The organism is Mesorhizobium sp. M0701, from assembly GCF_040320365.1.
Taxonomy (GTDB): domain Bacteria; phylum Pseudomonadota; class Alphaproteobacteria; order Rhizobiales; family Rhizobiaceae; genus Mesorhizobium.
Map to the genome: position 1 here is coordinate 41,869 of NZ_JAMYPO010000038.1, position 22,018 is coordinate 63,886.

Consider the following 22,018-nt stretch of genomic DNA (forward strand, 5'->3'; position numbering starts at 1 on the left):
GACGGTTTCCTCAGTTTTGTTTGATTTCCGAACCCTTCATGACAATGTCACCGGACGCTTTGGCGAATATCTTGCCGCTGCCGGTTATTGTTATGTCCTTTCCTTTGATGCCGATCGTTCCATCCTTCTTCATTATAATGGAGGCGTCGCCGCATTTGATCGTGATCTCGTCTCCGGCGTCTATGACCAGCTTCTTCCCGACACCAATCGAGCCGTCTTCGGCAATGGTAATCCCGCTGCCCTTTGCTATCTTGAGCGCGTGGGCTCCGCCGATATCGGTGATATCATCCGCGGCTACCTTGGCTGTCCGAGCCTTGCCGATCTCTGTTGATTGCCCACCGCCGATGTTGACGCTCTGGTTGCCAGTTATGTCGATGCCCTGGTTGGCTCCGATCTTCCAACTGTCGGAAGCGCCGATGTCGTGACTTTGGCCGAGACCCACGCTGACCGACCGTGTCGCCCCGATAGTGTTCATCTGCACCGCCCCGACGGTTCGGGTCTCGGCGGCGCCGACCGAATCGATACGAGCCGCGCCAACAGTGATTGTTTGAACTAATCCTACGGTCTGCGAATGGTTGGCATCGATATTCTCGGTCGAATTCGCCACAACGTGAATCGTCTCGTTCGATCCGACGGTCAGCGACCTATCCACACCCACCGTCTCGGTGTCGTTCGAGCCAATATTGGTCGTCTGGTCGACACCGACCTTGACCGTCTTGTTGTTTCCGACGTCCTCGTCGAGGTTGTGCCCTACGGAGTGTTTTGCATCGTGATCGATGCGGTCCGACTGATCATGCTTTACCAACTTGTTGCGGTCGTGCTTGATCAGAAGGTGGTGGTCCTTCTGCGCCTGGAAGTTGACCAGTTCGGAGCCAGCCTTGTCCTCGAACATCAGCTCGTTGTAGCCGCCGCCACCTTTCGACGAATCGGATTTCCAGCCGGATTGCGTGGCGTTGCCGGGCAGTCCATAAGGCGGCATCTGCGCGGCGTTGTAGACCCTGCCGGTTATGATCGGCAGGTCAGGATCGCCTTCGATGAAGTCGACGATGACCTCCTGGCCGATACGCGGAATCTGGATAAATCCCCAGCCGCTGCCGGCCCAGGTCTGCGAAACCCGCACGAAGCACGAACTGTTCTGGTCCTTCTTGCCCAGCCGGTCCCAATGGAACTGGACCTTCACGCGCGCATATTTGTCGGTGAATATCTCCTCGCCGGACGGACCGACCACAGTCGCCGTCTGAGGGCCGCGCATGATCGGCCGTGTCGTGACCCGTGGCGGACGATAGGGCAATGCCGTGGGTGCCACGCCGAGGATCACCTTGAAGTTCTCGCTCTCGACATCCGCATGGGCTCTGTAGCCGGGGTCGAACAGCCTGTATTCGGCGCTCACCACCAGATACTCTTGGTTCTGGTCCTCGCGCGGAAAGCCGTCCAGCTTGAAAGTGCAGCCTGAATACAGGCCGCGCACGGTGCCGACTGCAGCAATGCGCTGGTGCACCGCCTGGATTTCCTCGCGCCGGATCGCCGCCAGGCTATCACCGCGGCCGACTTCCAGGTGGGCGCCGGGCTGACGGTAATTCTCGCCTGCGGCCAGCTTGTGATTGAACGGCTGGGCGGATTTGGCCATCAGGTCAGCGCCCGGCTTCTTGAAATCATAGTCGGTATGGACATAGGCGCCCGGCCGCACCGAACTGCCTGGAATCCATTCGGTGATATATTCGACATCGCGCCGGGAGCCCTGCCCCTCGAAGTGGTAAGGCACTTTTTCATAGCCCGGCGCCGGCTTCAGCTTGCTCATCGCATCAGCAAGCACAAGCGTGTGCTTGCCCTCGCCATGCTCGAAGAAATACAAGATGCCCTCGTGCTCGAGCAGCCGCTGCACGAAATCGAGATCCGTCTCGTCATATTGCACGCAGTATTCGCGCGGCGGATAGGACCCTTGCAGGCGTTTCTCGAATTTTGCCGTGCTGTATTTCGAGAAAACCTCTTCGACGATTTCGATGACGCTCATGTTCTGGAAAATACGGCAGTCGGTCGTATTGCCGAGAAACCAGAGCCATGGCCTGACGACTGCTTCGTAATAGGCCAGTCGATCCTCGATCCGGGTGAGGCGAAACTCCGACACGATGCCGCTGAACCAGCGCTGGGGGTCGGCTTCACCTTCGATCGAGACGGGGCCACCCAGCATCTCCAGCGGATCGATATCGTGGCTGGGGCTCACGAACCCGACCGTATAGGCCAGACAACGACTGATCTCATCGCGCCCGACGAGATGTGTAAAGGTCAACAGTTCAGCGCCAACTGGCGTTTGCACAACTGTGGCACGTTGTTCACTTGGCATGGGTCGTGCCCCTCCTCGGCCTGGCGGCCAGCCCAGTGGATTTGAAGATCCTAGTCAGGAACTCGAAATCACATCAGACCCTGATGGTTGCCAGTCCATTTCGAACGTACCACATGTTTGTTGTGCAGGCCAAAGCTGACCACGAATAGGACCGACTGGGATGCGAATATTGGGATTAGCCACGCTAAAGACATGGAGTATCCTGTCGGCAAGGCCGCCAGCGATCACACAGGCGATTTCGCATGTTAATCAGTCTGCAGATCAGCAACGTTGATGCCCTGCCCGCTGGCGTGTCGCCCGGCTACAGATCGCGTAATCGCAGCTTCAAAATCGGGCGCGAACATTGCGACTGGATCTTGCCCGACCCTGACAAGTTCATCTCCGGCCGGCATTGCCAGATCCGATACGAGGCAGGCGCGTTTTGGCTGCACGACATTTCGCGCAATGGCACTTTCATCAATGGATCGAGCCAACGCATCACCGGTCCGCGCCGGCTAGACCACGGCGACAGGCTCCTGGTCGGCCGCTATGTCATCTTTGTATCGATTGACGACGAGCACGCAACGCCAGGTCATCCGGAGGCTGACCGAGGTTCGACGCAACGACACATGCCGGTCGCGGCCGATCGGCTGCCCGATTCCGGAGGCGAGCCTTTTTTCAGTTCGGCAGAGCGATGGCTCGGGCAAGCCCCGCCATCGACATCGTCGCCGCCTGCGACCTTGCCTTCGACGATAGACGAGGTGCTGCGGGAAATTGCAATCGCCGCAGGCATTTCGCCGGAATTGTTGCAGTTGCGTGATCCGCATGAAGTCGCTGCCGAAATCGGCGCGGTGCTGCGCACGGTGGTCGAGCAACTGGCCATGCTGCTGAAGGCACGTGCGGCTGCAAAGACATTGGCCAAGAGCCCACACCGGACGATGATAAGCTCCGCTGAAAACAATCCTCTCAAATTTGTCCCAGGCACCGACGACATACTCGAAATCATGTTCGCGCGGCGCAGGGCCGGCTATCTCGATGCCAGGCACAGCGTCGAGGACGCATTCCGCGATCTCAAGGCGCACGAATTTGCCACCTATGCCGCCATGCAAGCAGCGCTCTCGCGACTGCTTGATGACCTTTCGCCGGAGGCGATCGGTAAAAAGCTCCCGCCGACATCGTTTACCTCGAAGAAGGCCCAAGCATGGGACGCGTTTGTCGGGACGTGGAGGAGCATGGAGGAACCACACGAAAACGGCATGCTTGATATATTCTTGGCCTATTTTGGCGAAGCCTATGCAAAAGCTGACAAGCAAAAATAGACCGGCCCAACAGACTGCGGCGCTTTAGCAGACGAAGAAAAACGCATCGGCGCGCCGCATCATGTTCCAATCGACAACATCTGGGACTACGATCACATACGACAGTTCGCCAAGCGGGTAAGCCTGATTGACCCGGGGGTCTGCGGCAAATGTCACATTGTGGCGCCATTGTTTCTTGTAGCTCCGGACCGCCTTGCCGGAAGGACCATTGCCTGCCCTATCCAGCCAGGAAAGATCTGGCGCCTCTCGCACGCGAGCGCGGACACTGCACGGCAGCGGCATATCGGCGATGAGCTCGAAGGACGATCCTTTCGGCCCGGTCCGCAAGACCGTCATCCGCACCAATCCACCACGCGGGCAGAATGCGAAACCAGCCGCAAACGAACCGATTGCGAAGACCGTCGCGCCCCCGCATGTCAAGGAATCGACAGTTTTCGATCCTGACATAGGTCGGCATATGCCGCCGGACTGGACATCCGGAACCATTCTTTATCAGGGAGCATCGTCCGGTACAGCGGCCAGAGCCGAGGCGGCCGGGTCAAGGCCGAGCATTCAGCAGGAGGTGCTGCTCGGCGCCGCAGACACGGTAAAATATTCGACGGCAAATCCGATCCTCGCTGGGTCAGCACCGTTGCTCGTCCTGTTCGGGCATCTCAGGCTCGTGCCGGTCGAAAGACAGGCGGCGCCATTGGCCGAACATATCGCCGAGGCGATCGAGAGGTTCGACTGGACGCTGGAGAAGTCAGGGGTTGCCGAAGAGGATGCGCGGATCGCGAAGTTTGCCCTTTGCGAAACGGCCGACGATCTTGTCGGCAACCTGCCTTGGGCCGGCGAGGACACCTGGGCACAGCACAGTATGCTGTCGCGGTTCTTTCACATCGAGCCCACCGGCGGCGGCTTTTACGAAGCACTGAACAAGGTGCTGGCCAATCCTGAGCCACACTTAGACCTGCTCGAGCTGATGCATGTCTGCCTATCCCTGGGATTTGAGGGCCAGTATCGTGGCCTGGCGCGCGACGATACCAGTCTCGAACCTGTGCGGCGCGACGTCTACGAGACGCTTCGCTACTTCAGGGCCGCCGGAGAGGACATCTCCCCCCGCTGGCAAGGCATGGCCGCTATGATGGTGCCGTCTTCGACCCGCCTGCCGCTCTGGGGAGTTGCTGCAGCGGCGTCAGCCCTGGTGACGGCCGCGTTCTTCACGTTGCGGGCGTTCATGACCGATGAAGGCGATGCTGCAGCCAGACAATTGCTCGCGCTCAATCCCTCGACGACTGTGACGATCGAGCGCGCCAGTGTGGTACCCCCACTCGCCAAACCGGTGACAGCCGCCTCGCCTGCCGTGACCGGCCAGATCGACCGCATCCGCTCAGCACTGTCCACGCAAGTCGAGCTCGGCGGGATGACCATCGGCACAAAAGGCGACTTCATCGTAGTGGAGATCAACAATCAATTATTGTTTCAGCCAGGGAAGACCGAAGTGAAGCCCGACTTTCTGCCACTGGCCACACAGATTGCCGCAGCCCTTGAGCACGAGCCAGGGCCAATCACGATCGTTGGCCACACGGATAATGTGAAACCACGGAAATCAAGCACGTTCAAATCGAATTTTGACCTTTCGGTCGCCCGCGCGAAGGTTGTTGAGACAATGATCGCCGCGAAGCTTAGCGATCCCTCGCGAGTAACCGCCGAGGGCAAGGGCGAAGATGAGCCAATTGCCGACAATGCGACGTCCGAGGGCCGCGCCAAGAACCGCCGTGTCGACGTGATGATCCTCAAGGAGGAAACGCTGTGAACACCGCCGGTGGGAAACGCCAATGATGCGTTGGCTGCCGCGGATATTCAGCACGGCCGCGTTGGCCGGTTTTGCGGCGGCGATCTGGTTTGCTGGACCTTTGATACGCTTCGCCGATATCCGGCCGCTGGGACCTGTCTGGTTGCGTGCGACAATCATCGGCACGATCATGGCGACCGCGGCCCTCGTTTACGGAGTGCGCGCTTGGCATGTGAGAAAGGCGCAAAAAGCGCTCGAGACGGTCATTGCCCGCAACGACGGGCGCAATGACGATTCACCGGTGCTCGAGGCGCGCATGAGTGAGGCCATCGCAGCACTCAAGCGGTCGAGCGGCAAGCGCAATTTCCTTTACGACATTCCCTGGTACATCGTCATTGGCCCGCCGGGCGCCGGCAAGACGACGGCACTGGTCAATTCGGGTCTGAATTTTCCGCTTGCCGGTTCAGGAGACGCCCAGCCGGTGGCCGGTGTTGGCGGCACCCGCTCCTGCGACTGGTGGTTTACCGAAAAGGCTGTGCTGATCGACACGGCGGGACGCTACACCACGCAGGATTCCAATGCTGGAAGCGACAGCAAGAGCTGGCTTGCGTTTTTGTCACTGCTCAAAAAACACCGCACCAGACAACCGATTAACGGGGTTATCCTGGCCATCAGCCTTGCCGATCTCATCAGGCTTGATGACCAGCAGCTTGACGCCCATGTCGTTGAAATACGCAGTCGCCTGAGGGAGATCCACGAGACGCTGAAAATCCAGTTTCCGGTGTACCTGCTGTTCACCAAGGCCGATCTTGTTGCCGGCTTCATGGATTATTTCGGCAGTTTCGAGGAGCCGCGCAGGCGCAAGGTCTGGGGCGCGACATTCCAGACCACGGACCGCAACAAGAACATGGCCGGTGAGGCTTCGGCCGAATTCGATGCACTGGCGATCCGCTTGGCGGACGAGATGCCTGATCGCCTGCAGGAAGAGCCTGACCCGGTCTCGCGCATATCGATCTTTGGCTTTCCGGCCCAGTTTTACGCGCTCAAGGGCCGAATTGCCAATTTCGTGACCAGCCTGTTCGATCCGGTCCGTAGCCAAGTGAACATCAGCTTGCGTGGGCTCTACTTCTCGTCGGGGACCCAAGAGGGAACGCCGATCGATCAAGTGTTGGGCGCAATCGGCCGCAGTTTCGGCAACAATTCCCGCCCCCACCTGTCCGGGACCGGCAAGAGCTTCTTTTTGCACGATCTCCTGACTGATGTCATTTTCGCCGAATCCGGATGGGTTTCCTATGACCGAGCGAGCGAGAGGCGGGCAGCGGCCCTCAGATATGGCGGCTTTGGCATCATAGCCTTGATCACTGCAGCGGCCCTTGGCGCGCTCGGGATGAGCTTCATGGCCAACCGCTCGCTGATTGCCTCCACGACGCAGGCGACGAGCCAATATCGCGAGACAGCCGACGCTCTGCCCAAGAGCACGACGGTCACCGATGTCGACCTTGAAAACGTCATCGGGCCGCTCGACCAGTTGCGCAACATGCCGGCCGGTTTTGAAACCAGTGACTTACCGACCCCGATCGAGGAAACGGTCGGCCTTAGCCAGCGGGAAAGGCTTCTTTCGGCATCGACAACGGCCTACCGGCAAGCACTGGAACGAATGTTGCGGTCGCGTCTGCTTGTTCAGGCGGAGCGGAGCGTCCAGGCGACGATGGCTGAGCCCGCCGCGCTCTACGAACCGCTCAAGATCTACCTGATGCTCGGCGGCAAGGCACCCAAGGTCGATGACGCATTGATCATCTCCTGGATGAAGCAGGATTGGGAACAGAACCGGTATCCAGGCGAGAGCAACCGCGAAGGACGTGCGCAGCTCGAAAAGCACCTGCGCGCCATGCTTGCGTTGGACGATGCCTATGATCCGGTTTTCGAACTCAACCAGCCGCTTGTGGAAGCCGCCCAACGTTCACTCGGGCGCATGAGCCTTACCGATCGTGCGTCCGCATTGATCAAGTCGGCGGTGTACGCGGCTGCGCTGGACGATTTTTCTGTTTCGCAAAAAGGCGGGCCGGAAGCGCAGCTTGTGTTCGAGCGCGTCGATGGCGGCGATCTGTCGAAGCTCCGTATTCCCGGTCTCTACACCCATGCCGGATTCAACAACTTTTATCTCGGACAGCTTTCGCGCATTGCGCAGACACTCGTCGACGACCAGTGGGTCCTGGGCGGTGGCGGCGAGCAAGGCGGGATCGATCAGGAGTTGCTCCAGCTCGGCCCCGAACTTCTCGATCGCTACGGCAAGGAGTTCGCAGCCGCGTGGAACAGCGTTCTCGATGGTTTGAAATTCAAAGCCATGCTGAACGACAAGCCGAACTATGTCGCGCTTTCCGCCGTTGCCTCACCAAGCTCGCCGATCGAACAGCTTTTTACCGCGATTGCCGAGGAAACAGCCCTGGCGCGCGACCCTGTCTCCGGCGAAGACTCGGGCACTGGGGTGATAGCCGGCACCCTCATGCGCCAGTACCAGGATGTCGCGGACATGGCCAAGGGCCTGGCTCGCATCGGCATTCAAATTAGCTCCGCAAAGTCGCAAAGCCGTGCCGGTACGGGGTCCGCGAAATTTCGCCAGAGCCCTGGGGCAAACATCGAAGCGCAGTTCAGGTCCTTCCAGGCTCTGGTAAGCGGTCCTTTTGGACACCGACCCATCGATGCGCTGACCCAGAATTTTCGCGACATCCACCAGAGTCTGCAACTGGCAACCGAGGTCCCCTTGCAGACGGAACGTGTCAACGCCAACCTGCAGCTGCAGATAGCCACTCTTCGCGCCAATGCATCGCGTCTGCCCAAGCAACTCGGCAGAATGGTCAACGCAACTGCAGACGAATTTGAGGGCAACGCGGCTGAAATTTCCTTGACGAATTTGAACGAGATGCTCGACCAGGCCGTCACGCAGCCCTGCGAGGAGGCGGTCAACGGCCGCTACCCCTTCGCCGGCGATGGTACCCAGGATGTTGCGATGGCGGACTTCGCCAAGTTGTTCTCTCCAGGCGGCCTGATGGACCGGTTCTTCGCACAAAACCTTGCTTCCTTGATCGACATGAGCGGCCAGGACTGGAGCTGGAAACGGGATGCGCGCTTTGGGCGCGACCTGTCGAAGTCGACGCTGAAAAACTTTCAGCTGGCTGCTGAAATCCGCGGCGCATTTTTCCCGTCGGGTGGGTCAATGCCGTCGGTCAACCTGACCTTTACCCCGTTCTCGCTGAACGGTGATGCAGATACTGCGGTGCTCGACGTCGATGGCCAGATCGTCCAGAGCAATCAGGCGGGTAACACGCCAAGCACTGTGTCCTGGCCGAGCGGTGCGGCCTCGGCATCCGCCAGTCTGAGACTGATGCCGGAAATGCCGGGCCGCGAATCCGCTATCAGCTTCGAAGGGCCGTGGTCGCTCAAGAGGTTGCTGGACAAGGCGACGATCACCAGCAAAGACGGCACTGTTGAGGCGCGCTTCGTAATCGGCGGACGCGACGTCAGCTACACGATCCAGACCGGTTCCGGACCCAGTCCCTTCTTACTTCCCGCACTTTCCGCATTCAGCTGCCCGAAGGCGTTTTGAGAGGATTTGAGCCTCACCTGGTGCAACTAGGGCGCCAAAGCTGGCTGCGATCCCGCGTCACGGGCTCAAAGCTAAATTTCGATACTTTAATATTCCAGCCTGTGGCAAAGTGGCAGCAGCGAGCGCCTGAAGGTGCGCCGCAGAGGACGCTTTGAGAAGCGCTTGGTGGCAAGGTGAGCGATGTCGCCCTTTCCTTTGAAAGCTTCGGCGTGAGCCACAATGGCTGTGTCCGTGAGCACAATGAAGACAACTATCTAGTCGAGCCACGAACCGGCCTGTGGGTGGTGGCCGACGGAATGGGTGGACATGAAGCCGGAGAGGTCGCTTCAGCCAGCATTGTCGATCATCTGGCCACGATCGGCATTGCTAGTTCCGCCCCGGATCTTCGTGCGCGCTTCGAAGACAGGCTGAGCCGCGCCAACGCCGAGATCCGCAGGATCTCCGAATCTCGCGGCATAACCATCGGCTCCACCGTTGCCGCCCTGTTGGCGATGGATGGGCGATTTGCCTGCCTGTGGGCGGGCGACAGCCGGGTTTATCTGGTCCGTGATGCCTCGATCTCGCAGATCTCGAGGGACCACACCGAAGTTCAGGAACTTCTCGATCGCGGCATGATCAGCGCAGCCGAGGCGCTCACCTGGCCGCGCCGCAATGTCATCACGCATGCCGTCGGCGTCAGCGACGAAATCGTCATCGATTTCCAGCAAGGCGAAATTATGCCGGGAGACATCTTCGTGTTGTGCACAGATGGGCTGACGGCGCATTTGACCGACGCCGAGATCGGGGCCGTGGTGGTGTCTGCGACGCCTCAGGCGGCTTGCGAAAATCTGCTGCAAATGGTGCTGGCGCGGGGCGGAACAGACAATGTCACCATTGTGCTGGTGAAGTTCGCAAACGGGCACAATGGACACCCCCCCTACCCTGATCTGTCCAGAGCGGAGGGTTGAGGCTGATGAGCGCCGACGACAAGACGCGAATATCGCCGCAGCTGGCCAATACCGCCGTCGGCACGCAACTCAGCGGCATCTACGAACTTGACGAGCGGATCGCATTCGGTGGCATGGGCGAGGTCTACCGTGGCCACAACATCCAGACTGGCGACCACGTCGCGATCAAGATCGTCCTGCCCGAATTTGCCCGCGACCCGACGATCTTGTCCTTGTTCCGCAAGGAAGCGTCAATCCTCAATCACCTGTCGCATGATGCGGTCGTGCGATATCACGTCTTCACCATCGATCCAGGCATCGGCCGTCCCTACCTTGCCATGGAATTTGTCGACGGCGAGTCGCTGTACGACATCATGCGACGTGGCCCGATGCCGACTGAAGAGGTACGCAAGCTCTGCCATCGCCTCACGTCGGGTCTGAGCGCCGTGCATCAAGCGGGAGCAATTCACCGCGACCTCTCGCCCGATAACATCATCTTGCCAGGGGGTAGAGTCGACCACGCCAAGATCATCGATTTCGGTATTGCGCGATCGGCGACCGTCGGCGGGGAGACCCTGATCGGCGGAAAATTCGCGGGAAAGTACAACTACGTTTCGCCCGAACAGCTGGGGCTGTACAGCGGCGACGTCAGCGAGCAATCCGACATCTACAGCCTGGGGCTGGTGCTGGTTGCCGCTCTGCGCGGGAAGCCGATCGACATGAGCGGGTCGCAATTCGAGATCATCGAAAAGCGCCGGACCGTGCCCGACCTGTCCGACATCGAGGACGATTTTCGTGGCATTCTTGAAGCCATGCTGCAGCCGGATCCGCGAGACCGCCCGGTGAGCATGGCGGAAATCGCCAGAATGACGCGTGACGAGGACGAAGGGACAACGCCACCAACGTTCGTCCCGACCCGCGATCGGCCGGGTTTGCCACGAGCGGGGCAAACACTTGCGCCTGAGTCCAAGGCCCAGCCTTCCTATGATTTGGGGCGTGACGCGCCTGCGACGGCAAGTTCAGGTGGGCAGCGCTTCGTCCCGCATGTCCGGCCTGCGCTGCTGTCCGAACCGCGGCGGCCTTCAGCAGTCGCCAGCCCGCCACGCGCGGTCGCACGTGGCAGGCCTGGAAAGTCCACAAAGACCCGAATCATCGCGATATCTGCCTTCGCGACGCTGGCTCTCGCCGCGGTTGCTGGCCTCTATGTCAGCGGTTTTATGACGCCTACCACGCCGAGCGCCGGCACGACATCGCTATCTGCCCCAGAACCATCAGAGCCCGCACCAGAGGCATCAAAGCCGGTCGCGACGGATAATGTTGCGAACGCTCCTAAGCCGCCAGAGCTAGCTCCACCCGCGCAGCCGCGAACGCAGACCACCGCATCGCCAACTAAAAATCAGGCAGAGGCGGCTGCGCCTCAAAAGCCGCAACCGCCAGAGTCGCCCAAGATACTCCCACAAACCGGGGAAGCCCCGAAGCCATCAGCTAGCGCAGCGCTGCCGCCGGCCGAAAACGTAGCGCCGGCAATTCAGCCCGATACCGCTGCCAACGCCAGCCCGACAACGCTTCCGCCGCCTGACAAGCTCGTTCCAGCTCCAACACCAGCCGAAAAAACGTCAACGCCGCAAGCGCCGCGGCCCGACGTCGCCGAAAGCCAAAAGCCGCAGCCGGCAGAGCCCGCCAAGATCCCCCTGCAAGCCAGGGAAACACCGAAATCGTCAGCAAGCGCGGCACAGCCGCCGGCCGAAAAAATGTCGCCGGCAGTTCAGCCCGACATCGCGGCCGGCGACAGCCCGAAGACGCCTCCCCCGCTTGGCAAGATCGCTCCAATCGCTCCACCAGCCGAAAAAGCTTTAACGCCGCCAGCCCCCCAACCCGATGTCGCGGTGAGCCAAAAGCCTGAACGACAGGCAAGCCAGCCGGCGGAGGCGAAATCGGCCGCGCCCTTTCCCGAGCCGGCTGCAGGCCAGGCAGATGCGATGAGCGCAAAGGGGCAGCAGGCCGACCAGCCGGCCGCCAGACAGCCAGACCAGGCCACGGTCGCCTTGAACGTGCCCAAGCTGGAAGTTCCTCCGGTCATCGACGACGTAGCGCAACGGGTCTCGTGGGTTCGCGACTTCAGCGGCGGCGACTGTTTCTATGCGGCCGTCACGTCGATAACCGACAAGACGGCGGCCATCGAAGGATTTGGAACGGCGGTTCATCCATTCGAACAAATGTTGACTGATTTCCAGGCAAAGTTCCACGTTGAACCGGACATAAGCGTGCGCCTCATCGAGCCGCCCCAGTGCGAAGTCACCAACTTCCTGCGCTTTCTGGGCCAGACTGCAGTCGTCAAGCCGCAGCTGGTTCTCGATCGAACATCGGTGCCGAACGGCACGCCGATCAGCGGCACGCTGGTGACGCATGGCGGGCTCATTTCCAGCGTGCTGTTGATCGACCACAAAGGCATGATGTTCAACCTCGACGACCGCATGGTCGTACAGTCGGACAAGGCCACCTTCAGCATCCCGATCGGCCTCGGCGCCGCCGACAGGGCTGCAGGCAAGGCCGTACCGCAGATCATTATGGTGATCACCGGCCCCCAGGACATTCAGGCGGCTGCGTTTTCTACGCCAACGCCGGCCTCGCAACTGTTGCCCAAAATTCTCGAAGAAATCGAGACCAACGGATCTCAGTTCTCGGCCAATGCCAAATATTTCCGGCTCGGCGGGTAGTATGGCGTGCAATGGAACTCTGCCGCTCGCGTTTGCCCCGCTCGTCTGACGGCCTGCCCGTAAAGCAGAGCGATCGGTTTCGAGCCTTGCATATCTTGACAGGCCGCATGAGGCTTGCGGTCGTTTCGGGCGCGGCACTCCTGGCCGTGCTCTCATGCAATGAAGCGCGCGCCGAATTCACGGTCTGCAATCAGACACTCGACGTCGTCAACCTCGCCGTCGGCCAGACAATCGACAATGCCGACCAGACCGATGGCTGGTGGACGATCGGCGCAAATCAGTGCGTAAACGTCGTTCGAGACGAACTGACGAACCGCTTCATCTACATCTACGCCACGGACGTTTTTGGCCACGCGATCCTGACCGGGTCGACCGAAATGTGCATCGAGCGTCGACGGTTCTCGATACGCGGCATCGACGAGTGCTGGCAGCGCGGCCATATCGCGGCGCGATTTGTTGAAGTCGATACGCTTGAACAGGTGCGGTGGACGTTTTTCCTGACCGGAAGCAGTCCGTGACGCACGCCATCGACACCAGCTTCAAGGCGAAAAAGCAGGCGCGCGCCGCCCTTCGCCGGCGCGCACTTTGGCGCCGGCTCATTGCAGGCTTGGCCTTGATTTTCCTGTGTTCGATCGCCGTCGGCTTCTACCTCACCGCGGACTATTGGTCATTTGGCGACGAAGACGAGGAGTTGCGCGCGGTAGAAGGAGCCGACGATGTGCCGGCCGATGCATCTGTCTATGTGCCTGCGATTATCGGCCTGGCGGGGGACCCTATGTGGATCACGCTCGCACCCGATAACGGCGCAGCAACGAAAGGCCGCGTGATTCCGCGTCCGGCAGAACTCGACCCGGCAGGGGTTTCGCCACAGATCGAGTTCCTGTTCGACGTCATGCTTAGCGCCAGCGAAAAATTCATGACGACGATACCGTCGACGCAGGAGGATTTTGCATTCTTCCAGGCGCAACGAAAGACCGCCCCCGCGCCCTCCAGCGATTTGCAGAACGATCTTGAGCCATCTCCTGCCGCGGGTGAGCTCGCGCCGGCTTCGGATCAACAGGCCGACACCGATGATCCCGAAGCCGGCTGGGGTGAAACAATCGATGCAGGCGACGCAGCCCTTCCCGCATTCCAGAAGACCCAGATCGAAAACAACACCAGCGTCGCAACTGTCACGAATGAATATCAGCGGTTCGAGGCCACCGAAGACACTTTCGTGAAGATCCTCAACAGTCGCAGTCTGGACAGCGTTGCGCTCGATGCGCATTTCTCCGCCGACGACGCCAGGCTGGCAGGCGAGGCCCTGAAGGCGCTCTTTAGCCGGGACGGCCTGGAACCGGGTTATGTCGTCGCCCTGCGTGGATACCGACCCAACCGCGAGACGACAACAATGTCCCTCATGCAGGTGTCGATCTACGCCAAGAACGTTTTTGTCGGGACGCTGACGCGTGATGCCGCAGGCGTGTTCGTCTCGGGGGCTGATCCCTGGGTACGCGAAGATTTGTTCAACTACTCGGGTGCGCCGGAAGAAGGCGCACACAAAAGGCAGTATCGTTTGCTCGACGCGATTTACTCGACAGCGGCACGCAACAGCGTTCCGACCGGCGTGATCGGCGAAGCGATCATGTATCTGTCGAGAGGACAGGATCTGGACGCTTTCGCAAGCGAGGACCAGCGTCTTGTACTGATCTATTCGCAGACGCCGCGCGGCAAGGACGAAGGCGCCGGGCGGGTGCTATATGTGGGTGTCCAGGGCACGACAAAAAGTCTCGACTGTTTCGTCTTCCAGCAGGGCGATGGCCAGTTTGCATGCGTGACAGGCGACGATCAGGTCCGCTCGCTGACGGTCACCAACGGCATGGTCACACCGGTCAACGGGGTCTTGACCTCGACCTTCGGGCCGCGCAAGCATCCAATTCTAGGCACCGTTCGCATCCACAAGGGCGTCGATTGGGCGGCGCCGGTCGGCACGCCGATCGCAGCCGCCTTCGATGGCGAAATCAGCTTCCAGGGCGATGGGGGCGGCTATGGCAATCTGGTCAAGATTTCGCACGGAAACGGGCGCGAGACGCGCTACGCTCATATGCAGAAATTCGCAATCGAGGGCGGCGTCGGCACCAAGGTGAAGGCTGGCGACATCATTGGCTATATCGGCACCACCGGCCTTTCGACCGGACCGCATTTGCATTTCGAACTCTATCAGAATGGCGCGGCGATCGACCCACTGGGCACGGTTACCGCGGTCGCTTCGGATCTTTCCGCCGTGGAAACGCTCACCGACCGTATCGTTCATGTCGAAAGTGGCGGCAGCGCCCGTGCCAAGAACCCAAATTCTTCAGCGACCGGCGCCGGCCAATTCATCACAAAGACCTGGATCCGGATGATGAACACTTACCGCCCCGAACTTGCACGCACACTCTCGACTGCCGACCTGCTCGCCCTGCGATACGACGCCACGATCTCGCGCGAGATGGTTCGCAATCTGGCGCGAGAAGGCGAAGCCTATCTTCGGACGCGCGGCCACCAGATCACAGCCGGCCGGCTCTATCTCTGCCACTTTCTCGGCATGGAGGGCGCGCATCAGGTGCTGTCGGCATCGGGTTCGGCGCAATTGAGCGCCGTGCTCGGGTCAGCCGTCATTCAGGCCAATCCCTTTCTGACGGGCAAGACCGCCAGCTATGTCGCGGACTGGGCCGAAAGAAAGATGGGTCGCAAGCTGAGCCCAGCCACAACCACGGCGGGTCAGCAGACGACGACCACCACGGAGGTCCGGCAGACGTCGCCCGAGTTCGCAAAGTACAAACAGGCGATCACGGCGATGCTGAGCTCTGTTCAGAATGCGCTTTGAACCTGTGCATGGCGCGGCAAATCGTAACCGCTTCGGTGCACGCAGACGACCGGCTTTCCGTCCAACGAGTGCTGTACTTCGACCTCTGCGCACTTTCGAACCGTGGCCAAGTTCACATACGCCACGGCCATTTTCGGGTTGAAGCGACCTGTCGCTGAAAAGACCTAACACGTGCAAAATAGAGTTCGCTGCGACGGCGGAAGGAAAAGCAGGACCCGGCTCCGTGAGCTACAGGGCCTCCTTCGAGGCGGCAAGTTGGAGACGCTCTGGCACACGGTCGGTGGCAAAACCTTGACGGGCTTAAAAGCAGGATCGCCCGCAAAGCGGGCGCTTGAAACCGGCTGCCGGCGTTTGGTCAGGATGATGTCGCTTGCGACATCGCGGCGCGCGATGAGGACCAGGCGAATGACAGCTCCGGCTCTGCGGTGCGCACATCGGTCGGCGTTTCGGACGAGGTGAAGCAAACAGCGGGCCCCGACTTGACAGAAAGTACGATCTGTCTTGACCGCCAGAGCCGCATCGACCTGCAACTGCGCATCGAGGGGTTGGGCAACGGACTGGGCCGCATAGACGGAAACATAGGTCCGCAGACCCGCCGGGCAATCGGCATCTGGCAAGGGAAGAATGGTCTTCCGCCGACCACGTATCTGACGCGCGAGCAATTGGCATTCCTCGAGGTTCAGACAGATCCGATGATGGAGCCGTGCGTGCCGGATATGCGCCGATCAAGCCCGTGCAACGCAGCCGAAAAAGCAGGTTGCGCAGAGCGTCCGCACCCAGCGGTCGGGTGACGCAGAAACGTCGCAACAACAACAGGTCGTTCAGAAACAGCGGTTGCGCAAGACCATGGTGCGGCGGACGGATCCTGCTCCGGTGTGATGGTGGGCCGCGTGCTCAAGAACTGACCGGGGTCGTTCCAAGCCTATTCGCCTGGCCTGCCGCTGGGCTTGCCGCGCAGTTCCTGACGCACTGCTGCACAGTTTCTGGCGGCATGCACCAGCGTACGCTACTCGGCCTTTATACGCATTTCCACGCGGCGGTTGACGGCGTCGTATGGATTGGAGCTACGCGGATGCGTTTCGCCCAACCCGATTGCGTTGATGCGGTCAGCCTCGATGCCACTGGATGTGAGGAAGGACGTCACCGACTGCGCTCGTCGCTGCGACAGCCGCTCATTGTAGTGCTCCGGACCGGAAGCGTCGGTGTAGCCTTCGACGACGAAGTGGAAAGTACTGATCCGGCTGTCCTTCAGAGCCTTGGCATACTCCTCGAGTTCAGCGCGTGCGGTCGCGTCGAGTTCGGCCGAATCCAGCCCGAAATTGATCAGCATGTCGAGACTGGATTTGTCGGCCGGCCCGTCTTTTGCCTTGGTCTTGCACTGCTCCTCGGTGCCGACACAAATCCCCCGAGACTTGCCGAGGTCGGCCGCGCCAGCAAAAAACTTGACGATGTCTTCTGATTTCTGGATAGGGTCGGCGGAAACATGGGTCGAGAAAGCCACGACCGCCAACACCAAGGGTAAACTGGCCCACCGCATAGCGGTTACTCCTGTTGAGCATCCGATATTACCAAGCGTGAATATACCGAATTCCCACGCACTTGTCTGTCAATAAACGACGAGCCCGTGGCTGTGTCGGCCGATCTCCGTCACCACGAGTTGAGACTTGACCGGCGCCACGCCGGGGGCTTGAGTACCGACTGGTCCTCGATGAAAGCGTGGCGTCATGGCCAATGGGCTCCGATTCAAAACGGCACGGGATCTTTTTGTGGCTTGTCCCGCTGTCGCCAGAGACATGAGAGCCCTTCCAACCGAGCAGCGTTCGATCGAGTTTTGCCGCGATCTCCTCGCCGGGCCCATTCCCGAAGAGGCGATCACGTTTTGTGCCTACCTGCTTCCTGATCGGGCTGCGGTCTGGTGGGCCCATGAATGCCTGGGGCATCTGAGCGAACTGCTCGATAAGGCAGATCAAGAGCTGCTCGCGCTTGTTCGCGACTGGGTCAGCGAACCGGACAGTCCCCGCCATCGCGCCGCAGTGAGCGAGGCTGCGGCAACCCCGCCGGCAACGCCGGGCGCCTGGATTGCCTTGGCTGCGGAATGGCGTGACAATGGTTTTGGCGTTGCCGGATCTGTCGTCGGCGCAGCCGCGCCAACGGCCTTGCCGCGACATTCTGCCGCCCATGCAGTCAATGCCGGTGTTCTAGCAGGGCTGGCGCGCGTCGCACTGGCGGACCGCTTTGCCGTTCTCTCCGCCTTTGTCGAAATGGGCCTCCAGTTGGCCGACATCGAGGCGCAGCGCCAATCGGCGGATGCATATTAGACCCGAACCATTCCAATAGACGCAGCTCCATCGTCTTGTTTGGCCAGGGGTGTTCGAACCGAAGGGCCCAGATCTCACTTGCAGCCGCCTTGCGCCCATTTGGCCAGCGCCACCTTGAAGCGTGTCCCAAGCGGATGTTGCAGGCGTAGAACGGAGACATCGTTGGCGGCGAAATTTTTCGCCTGTTCGCATAGCCGATCCTCATTCCACTCATGGCAGCCGTTGCAGTGCTTGCCCTCCCACACCGCCTTGTCGAGCCCTTCCACGGGAGTGAAGAGCGGCTTGCCCGTGATCAGCTCGGCGATACTCTTGCCGTCGATTGCTGGGTCTCCAAAATAGATAGGTCGGTCGAAAAAAATCGGATCGTCCGAAGCCAGTTTCGGGATTTTCTGCCGCAGGACATTAAGCGCAAGCTGTGCCTCATCGTCGCCTGACGAATTTGCGGTGGCGTTGCGCCCCGAGCCGCCTTGCGGTTGTTGCGGAGCGGTCGCTTCGCCGACGATCAGCGGCGCGTTGAGATCGACTCTGTGCAAAACGACCTCGGTGGTCAGCGAGACATTGATCCACGGGCGCTGCTTGCCGGCGGTTGCTTTGAAAACATCGGCGGTGACCATGTTCATCGCGTCGGTGATGGAGATGTTCGAAGCCCCGATATGGGCAAGCAACGCGGACGTGAACGGCGAATGTTCGCTCGATCCGTCATAGGCGACCTGATTGGGACTGGTGGAAAAGGCGACCAGCGTACCCGCACCGCCATTCTCGATCGGGATTTCGGCAAGCCCGCTTCTCGCTCCCTTGACGCCGGCGGCCTTTGCCAACACTTCGGCCAAGGGATTGTCGCGACAGGCATCGAGGAAAATCAGTCTTATACTGGTCTCGCGCGACATTTGCCGCAAAACGAACTCGACAGGCACCGCCTCGAAATCAAGCGAGGTCTCGTCTTCCAATGCGGCATCGACCGGAAGCAGGTAGTTGCTGCCTGAAACCTGCAAACCGTGGCCGGCGTAAAAGAAAAGGGCAATGTCGGCGCCGCGAACCTGCTTTGCGAACTGCGCAATCGTCGTCTGGGTCTGCAATTTGGTCAGATCGAAACCGGAGACGACTTCAAAGTCCAACTTCGCAAGGCGATCGGCAACAGCCTGCGCGTCGCGGACCGGGTTGGTCAGCGCCGGCGCATGCTGGTACTGGGAGTTGCCAAGGACTAGAGCAACACGGCGTTCCGCATTGGCCGCCGTCAATGTCAACAATAGCGAGAGTGTCACCAGTCCGATCGCGCGCAGGGTACTGCCAAAACAGGCAATCAGATCGAAGCCCCACCGGAACAAGAGGTCCTTCCTCAGTTGACGAGCTTGGTGGCGGAAAACTCGATCCGCCGGTTAAGCGCCTTGTTCTTCGGCGTATCGTTGGCCGCAACGGGCCGCTCCTCGCCATACCCGGTTGCCGTGATCTGCGTTCGTGCAATACCCGCGGCAACAATGGCATCGGCAACGGCCTGGGCCCTGCGCTCCGACAGCAGCTTGTTGGTTACAGGCGAACCATCGGAATCGGTGTGGCCGGAAACCTCTACCTTCAGGCGGGGGCACTTGCCGACCACGCCAACCACCTCTGCCAGCAGCGGACGGCTTTGGTTGTCGAGCCGCGCGCTCGCCGACCGAAAGTAGATGGCCCCAGTGCGGGAGAGCACCGCGAACCGGTTGAGGCACTCCTCATCACTGAAATTCGCTTTCGCGGCATCGGTGGCGACGGGGCCGACGTCGGCAGTACTTGCAGCGATCGTCTGCACGGCCGCGGGCTTGCTGCCGCCGGCGTTGAAAACGAAATCGAAAGACACGGAAGCGGTCGGAACAATGTTGGTCACATTGGCGGCCTGCTGTAGCTTGTCGACATTCGGCAGCAGTCCGAAGTCTTCGACATGTACGGCAACAGGCGTCTCCGAAGCGACGGAGACCATGCTGTCGCTAATCATGGTCACGACGATATTGGCCTCGAAATCCTTGTCGACCCCGTGCAGATTGAGGCGGAATGGCAGCACTGCCTTGACCCTTCGCTTGGTCGCCAGGTCGGCAAATGCGGCAGGGTCAACTTTTGCGGTCAGTTCGGCGGACGGATACTTGAATGTCTCAAAGAAAAGGAACCGCATGCGGACATTGCGAAGGTCGACACCCGTGTCGACAGAGTTGAGGTCGAAGGTGATCTTGGCCTCACCCGTCGAAGAAAGGGTGCCGGCTATGTTCCTGATCTTGTTGGTTTCGACGATCGTGTTCTTCTTGACCGACTGGTAGGTGAGCACGGAGGCCGTCGGGTCGAGTGTCCAATTCGTCTGTGCATTCGCGCTTTCCAGCCCAGGCAATAACAGCACCGATAGCGCGACGATCAAGCCAAGGGTGTTTAGGGCTAGCCAGCTTCTCGAGCCCGTTTTCCGCCAGTCTCCGACGACTTCGAACATTGAACCCCCACCAGGACAACAGCCTTCCGTGTCGCAATCACCACCATGCCGTGCCAAGGAGAGCATAGAACAATTGTCAAGGCTTGGCGAGCATCGGCCAATCGACCGCAACGGTGTAAATTCCGCTCAGGTCCCGGGCTGCGGAACTCCGGCAAAATGGTGTTGCGCGAACAAGCAGTCTTGTTGGCGAACAATGGAGCTGATTGGAGAATATTCGCTGCGCTACCTGCCGCTGTCTTGAAGCCGGATCACGCTGGACCAGCCAAGCGAGGGAAACGCCCGGCTTACTCCATCCTGCTTCTCCCGCGGAATGCAGCTGGCGGCTCTTCGATTGAAGATTTCGACCATGTGAAGCAGGCCGCGAAGCGCGTCCGGGCCTATTTGCAGGCACCTGCCCAAAGCCGCGACATGAAGCCAGCCGCCCGCCTGCCATGTTCGACGGCAATCGTTTAGCTTGCTGCCGCCGTCCGCTTGAAAACGATGGTCACCTTCGTTCCTTTGTTGGCGCTGGACTCGACAGCTAGCTGCGCCTTGGCGTTCTCGGTCAGCGATCGCGCGATCAGCGCTCCGAGCTTGCCTGGCTTGGGCCACACCTCGCCTTCCGGCAGGCCGATTCCGTCGTCCGCCACTATAACCCGGCAGCCGTCGCCATCGACGACGCTGTGCAGTGTTATCGTGCCGCCGTCGCGCCCCCGGAACGCATGCTTTAGTGAATTGGTCAGCAATTCGTTGACGACCAGTCCCGCCGGCATGGCGACGTTTATTGACACGGGATATGTATCCACCTTCATATCTAGGCGGATCCCCTCGACTGCATGCGAGCTCATCACCGCGGACGCGATCTGGCTGAGATAGACGCCAAGATCGACCTCCTCTTTCGGCTCGTCGGCCGTTAGCGTCTGGTAGAGGATCGCCAGAGCGTCGACGCGACCGGCAAGCCGCTCAAACCGTCTCCGGTCGGCCTCGGTCGCGTTGCGGCTTTCCAGCCGGATCAGTGCGGTGATCATCTGTAGGTTGTTCTTCACCCGGTGCTGCAGTTCGCGCAGCAGTGTGTCTTTCTCGCTGACAAGCTCCTCCACCGAGCGCTCATCTCCCGCCTCGCCATGGGCCGATACGTCGACCAGCGCCACCAGCCGGAAGCACATCTTGCCGTTGTCGTCCTCGATCACATTGGAATAAACATCGACGATCGTCGGCTTATCCTCGTTGCGTTCCAGCCTGTAGGTGCCGACAAAATCGGTTTCCTCGACCACGGCCTCGGCAAGTGGCCGGTCCTTCTGCTCGTGGAGGCCTTTGCCCAAAAGGACTGCCCAGTTTCTTCGTGTGAGCCTAGCGGCCGTCAGGCCTGACAGTTTCTCGAATTCCGGGTTGGCGTAGACTACGCGCTCCTCAGCGGCCAGGTTCGCAACGGCAATGGCGATCGGCACCTGGTCAAGGAATTTTTTGAACTGTTCGCTTTCCAGTGCGGTTGCAAGGTCAGGTGTATCAAGCAACTGCTCGACCGCCTCGGCCTTTTCTGAATCCGGTGTCATTTGCGCGCCTGTTCCGTGCGGACAATATCAACAATGCAGCGCGCCCGCCATCGCCAAAGCTGCATTTGACGCACCGCGTCATGCACCTGACAACAAGCTTGCGTCGTGCGCAACGGCCATACGTCTAAGATTGCGACCGGCCGAAGGAGAGCGGCAGGCGCCGGGTGCCACGCCTTGGGCCCTTGAAGGGGTGAGGCGGCCCCCGCGGCAAGTG

Annotated in this window: 15 protein-coding genes; 9 read left to right on the plus strand and 6 right to left on the minus strand. The window is 60.2% G+C overall.

Annotation, left to right across the window (positions count from 1 at the left end; all coding sequences use genetic code 11):
* Positions 1–10: 10 nt before the first annotated feature.
* Complete coding sequence (locus tag NKI24_RS27370; RefSeq protein WP_352749857.1) at positions 11–2,341, minus strand: type VI secretion system Vgr family protein; 2,331 nt, start codon at positions 2,339–2,341, stop codon at positions 11–13.
* 242 nt (positions 2,342–2,583) lie between these two features.
* Between NKI24_RS27370 and tagH the strand changes: the two genes are divergently transcribed.
* Positions 2,584–3,639: a type VI secretion system-associated FHA domain protein TagH gene (gene tagH / locus NKI24_RS27375; protein ID WP_352749859.1), complete on the plus strand. Its 1,056-nt coding sequence runs from the start codon at positions 2,584–2,586 to the stop codon at positions 3,637–3,639.
* 24 nt (positions 3,640–3,663) lie between these two features.
* Here tagH and NKI24_RS27380 read toward each other — a convergent pair whose 3' ends face one another.
* Entirely contained in the window at positions 3,664–3,966 is a 303-nt protein-coding gene (locus NKI24_RS27380; protein ID WP_352749861.1) for a hypothetical protein, read from the minus strand.
* Positions 3,967–4,201: 235 nt separating this feature from the next.
* Here NKI24_RS27380 and tssL point away from each other — a divergent pair, with 235 nt between their 5' ends.
* From tssL to NKI24_RS27415, 7 genes are all read left to right on the plus strand, one after another.
* On the plus strand, positions 4,202–5,434 hold the full coding sequence (gene tssL, locus NKI24_RS27385) for a type VI secretion system protein TssL, long form (RefSeq protein WP_352749863.1): 1,233 nt from the start codon (positions 4,202–4,204) through the stop codon (positions 5,432–5,434).
* Between the two features lie 22 nt (positions 5,435–5,456).
* Entirely contained in the window at positions 5,457–9,017 is a 3,561-nt protein-coding gene (gene tssM / locus NKI24_RS27390) for a type VI secretion system membrane subunit TssM (protein WP_352749865.1), read from the plus strand.
* Positions 9,018–9,190: 173 nt separating this feature from the next.
* Complete coding sequence (locus NKI24_RS27395) at positions 9,191–9,964, plus strand: PP2C family protein-serine/threonine phosphatase (protein WP_352692841.1); 774 nt, start codon at positions 9,191–9,193, stop codon at positions 9,962–9,964.
* A gap of 5 nt (positions 9,965–9,969) precedes the next feature.
* Positions 9,970–12,660, plus strand: coding sequence for a serine/threonine-protein kinase (locus NKI24_RS27400; RefSeq protein ID WP_352746835.1), 2,691 nt, complete (start codon positions 9,970–9,972; stop codon positions 12,658–12,660).
* Between the two features lie 107 nt (positions 12,661–12,767).
* Positions 12,768–13,178, plus strand: coding sequence for a DUF1036 domain-containing protein (locus NKI24_RS27405; RefSeq protein WP_352452797.1), 411 nt, complete (start codon positions 12,768–12,770; stop codon positions 13,176–13,178).
* Positions 13,175–15,508 (plus strand): M23 family metallopeptidase, encoded by a 2,334-nt coding sequence (locus NKI24_RS27410; RefSeq protein WP_352749868.1) that lies wholly within the window; start codon positions 13,175–13,177, stop codon positions 15,506–15,508. Before NKI24_RS27405 ends, NKI24_RS27410 begins: the two co-directional genes overlap by 4 nt.
* 425 nt (positions 15,509–15,933) lie before the next feature.
* Entirely contained in the window at positions 15,934–16,299 is a 366-nt protein-coding gene (locus NKI24_RS27415) for a peptidoglycan-binding domain-containing protein (RefSeq protein ID WP_352746830.1), read from the plus strand.
* Between the two features lie 215 nt (positions 16,300–16,514).
* Here the strand turns inward: NKI24_RS27415 and NKI24_RS27420 are convergent, their stop codons facing one another.
* On the minus strand, positions 16,515–17,045 hold the full coding sequence (locus NKI24_RS27420; protein ID WP_352453871.1) for an OmpA family protein: 531 nt from the start codon (positions 17,043–17,045) through the stop codon (positions 16,515–16,517).
* A gap of 256 nt (positions 17,046–17,301) precedes the next feature.
* Here NKI24_RS27420 and NKI24_RS27425 point away from each other — a divergent pair, with 256 nt between their 5' ends.
* Positions 17,302–17,826: a DUF6931 family protein gene (locus tag NKI24_RS27425; RefSeq protein WP_352749871.1), complete on the plus strand. Its 525-nt coding sequence runs from the start codon at positions 17,302–17,304 to the stop codon at positions 17,824–17,826.
* 74 nt (positions 17,827–17,900) lie between these two features.
* On the opposite strand, the gene NKI24_RS27430 is transcribed toward NKI24_RS27425, so the two are convergent.
* From NKI24_RS27430 to NKI24_RS27440, 3 genes are all read right to left on the minus strand, one after another.
* On the minus strand, positions 17,901–19,151 hold the full coding sequence (locus NKI24_RS27430) for a caspase family protein (protein WP_352746824.1): 1,251 nt from the start codon (positions 19,149–19,151) through the stop codon (positions 17,901–17,903).
* Between the two features lie 11 nt (positions 19,152–19,162).
* The gene (locus NKI24_RS27435; protein WP_352637703.1) at positions 19,163–20,383 is read right to left on the minus strand and encodes an OmpA family protein; all 1,221 of its coding nucleotides are present in this window, start codon (positions 20,381–20,383) and stop codon (positions 19,163–19,165) included.
* A gap of 338 nt (positions 20,384–20,721) precedes the next feature.
* Positions 20,722–21,804 (minus strand): sensor histidine kinase, encoded by a 1,083-nt coding sequence (locus NKI24_RS27440; RefSeq protein WP_352746819.1) that lies wholly within the window; start codon positions 21,802–21,804, stop codon positions 20,722–20,724.
* Positions 21,805–22,018: the final 214 nt, after the last annotated feature.

Excerpts from the sequence above, each read along its gene's own strand:
- NKI24_RS27370 (WP_352749857.1), bottom strand. The coding sequence starts at position 2,341 with ATGCCAAGTGAACAACGTGCCACAGTTGTGCAAACGCCAGTTGGCGCT.
- tagH (WP_352749859.1), top strand. The coding sequence starts at position 2,584 with ATGTTAATCAGTCTGCAGATCAGCAACGTTGATGCCCTGCCCGCTGGC.
- tssM (WP_352749865.1), top strand. The coding sequence starts at position 5,457 with ATGATGCGTTGGCTGCCGCGGATATTCAGCACGGCCGCGTTGGCCGGT.
- NKI24_RS27400 (WP_352746835.1), top strand. The coding sequence starts at position 9,970 with ATGAGCGCCGACGACAAGACGCGAATATCGCCGCAGCTGGCCAATACC.
- NKI24_RS27405 (WP_352452797.1), top strand. The coding sequence starts at position 12,768 with ATGAGGCTTGCGGTCGTTTCGGGCGCGGCACTCCTGGCCGTGCTCTCA.
- NKI24_RS27420 (WP_352453871.1), bottom strand. The coding sequence starts at position 17,045 with ATGCGGTGGGCCAGTTTACCCTTGGTGTTGGCGGTCGTGGCTTTCTCG.
- NKI24_RS27425 (WP_352749871.1), top strand. The coding sequence starts at position 17,302 with ATGAGAGCCCTTCCAACCGAGCAGCGTTCGATCGAGTTTTGCCGCGAT.
- NKI24_RS27440 (WP_352746819.1), bottom strand. The coding sequence starts at position 21,804 with ATGACACCGGATTCAGAAAAGGCCGAGGCGGTCGAGCAGTTGCTTGAT.